The 2,196-nt window shown below is 63.0% G+C and carries 2 protein-coding genes; both read left to right on the top strand.

What is annotated here, in order from left to right; translation table 11 throughout:
- The first annotated feature begins 50 nt into the window (after nucleotides 1-50).
- A complete protein-coding gene (locus tag ACXJ7R_RS30665) occupies nucleotides 51-974 on the top strand; it encodes an ABC transporter permease subunit (protein WP_457155083.1) in 924 nt (307 codons plus the stop codon).
- Nucleotides 967-2,088 carry an ABC transporter permease gene (locus tag ACXJ7R_RS30660; RefSeq protein ID WP_457155082.1) on the top strand — a complete coding sequence of 374 codons (1,122 nt, stop codon included), beginning with the start codon at nucleotides 967-969 and terminating at the stop codon, nucleotides 2,086-2,088. Before ACXJ7R_RS30665 ends, ACXJ7R_RS30660 begins: the two co-directional genes overlap by 8 nt.
- Nucleotides 2,089-2,196 lie beyond the last annotated feature (108 nt).

Here is a 2,196-nt window from a genome sequence, read left to right as displayed (position 1 = left end):
GTGCAATCGTCCAACTGGACGCGCGCTGCTCTGGATCAAGCGGGGCACCGATGCTGCGATATGTACTAAGGCGGCTTTTGACCGCCATTCCGACGCTGTTCGTCATCGTGACCATGGCGTTCTTCCTGATACGCGTCGCGCCGGGAGGCCCGTTCAACCAGGAGCGAGGGCTGAGCCCCGAGATCAGGGCCAATCTGGAAGCGCAATTCGGCCTAGGCGATCCGCTCTGGCTGCAATATGTCCACTATCTCGGCAATCTGCTGCGCGGCAATTTCGGACCGAGCTACAACATGCCGGATTTCACCGTCACCGAACTGTTCGCCAAGGGGCTGCCGATTTCGATCCAGCTCGGCACCTCGGCGCTTGTCCTTGCACTTCTGCTCGGTTCGGTGCTCGGCACCATTGCCGCGCTCAACCAGAACAAGCTTGGCGACTATACTGTGATTGCGCTGGCAACCGCCGGCAGCACAATCCCCACCTTCGTCATCGCGCCGGTGATCCAGCTCCTGTTCGGGCTGACCTGGAAGCTCCTGCCGATCGGCGGATGGGGCGATGGCGCCTTCATCAACAAGGYTGGCCCGGTGCTGACGCTCGCTCTGCCGCAGATCGCCATCGTCGCCCGGCTGATGCGTGGCTCGATGATCGAATCCTTACGGTCCCATCATATCCGCACAGCCCGCGCGCTCGGCCTCTCCGACTGGTCGGTGGTGGTCAAGCACGCGCTGCGCGGCGCCATCCTGCCGATCGTCTCCTTCACCGGCCCGGCAGCCGCGGCGCTGCTGACCGGCTCGGTCATCGTCGAGACAATTTTCTCCATTCCGGGCGTCGGCCGCTATTTTGTCGATGCCGCGCTTAACCGCGACTACACGCTGGTGATGGGAACCGTGGTGGTGATCGCGATCTTCACCATCGTCTTCAACCTGATCGTCGACGTCATGTACGCGGTCGTCGACCCGAGGGTGCGCTATGACTGACATTGCAGCCACGGCTCCCGCCGTCATCGGCCGCTCGCTCTGGGCGGACGCCTGGGCGCGCCTCAAGGCCAATCGCGCCGCCATGTTCAGTCTGTATTACCTTGCCCTGATCGGTGTCGTCAGCGTGTTCGGACCCTGGTTCGTGCCGCATCAATACACCACCATCTATGCCGACTATGTGCGCATGCCGCCCAGCCTGTCGGCCTATCCGAAGGCCGAGATGATCGAGACGGCGCTCACCGAAGCGATCAAGCGCATGCGTGTCGACATCAAGGAATGGCGGCAGGAAGGCAACCAGGTCTTCGTCACCGTCAAGTCGACCAAGCCGATCGACGACCGCAACATCCGCTATCTCGACCGTTCCGACGCCTTTGACGACACCAAGATCGAAAGCAAGTCGCCCGACGGCCTCGAAGTGACGATGAGCGCCTCGGTCAAGCAGCAGTATTTCCTGTTCGGCACCGACAACACCGGCCGCGATCTCCTGTCGCGCACGCTGATGGCCGGGCGCATCTCATTGGCCATCGGTCTGCTCGCCGGCGTCGTGGCGGTGGTCATCGGCGTCGTCTATGGCGCGGCGGCCGGCTTTGCCGGGGGCAAGGTCGACGAGGTGATGATGCGCATCGTCGATGTGCTCTATTCCTTACCCTTCATCTTCTTCGTCATCATGCTGGTGGTGTTCTTCGGCCGCAACTTCGTGTTGATGTTCCTGGCCGTGGGCGCCGTGCTGTGGCTCGACATGGCCCGCATCGTGCGCGGCCAGGCGCTGTCGATCCGCCGCCAGGAATATGTCCAGGCGGCGGAAGCCATGGGYGTCGGCCAGCGCGGCATCCTGCTGCGCCACGTCATACCCAACCTGCTCGGTCCCGTGGTGATCTACATGACGCTGCTGGTGCCCCAAGTCATCATCCTGGAGAGTTTCCTGTCGTTCCTCGGGCTCGGCGTGCAGGAGCCGATGACCAGCTGGGGCGTGCTGATCTCGGTCGGCGCCAAGAACATCGGCACCGCCAACTGGCTGCTCCTGTTTCCCGCCTTCTTCCTCGTCTCGACGCTGTTCGCCCTGAATTTCGTCGGCGACGGCCTGCGCGACGYGCTCGACCCCAAGGACCGCTGAGATGGCTGATTCCGAAACGATCCTCAGCGTCAAGGACCTGCGCGTCCGCTTCCGCACGCTCGATGGCGCGGTCGAGGCGGTGAAGGGCATCAGCATCCACGTCAATGC

Source organism: Mesorhizobium sp. P5_C1 (assembly GCF_054049815.1).
The sequence above is the reverse complement of the archived record's forward strand: the minus strand, read 5'-3'. Positions and strand labels throughout refer to the sequence as shown.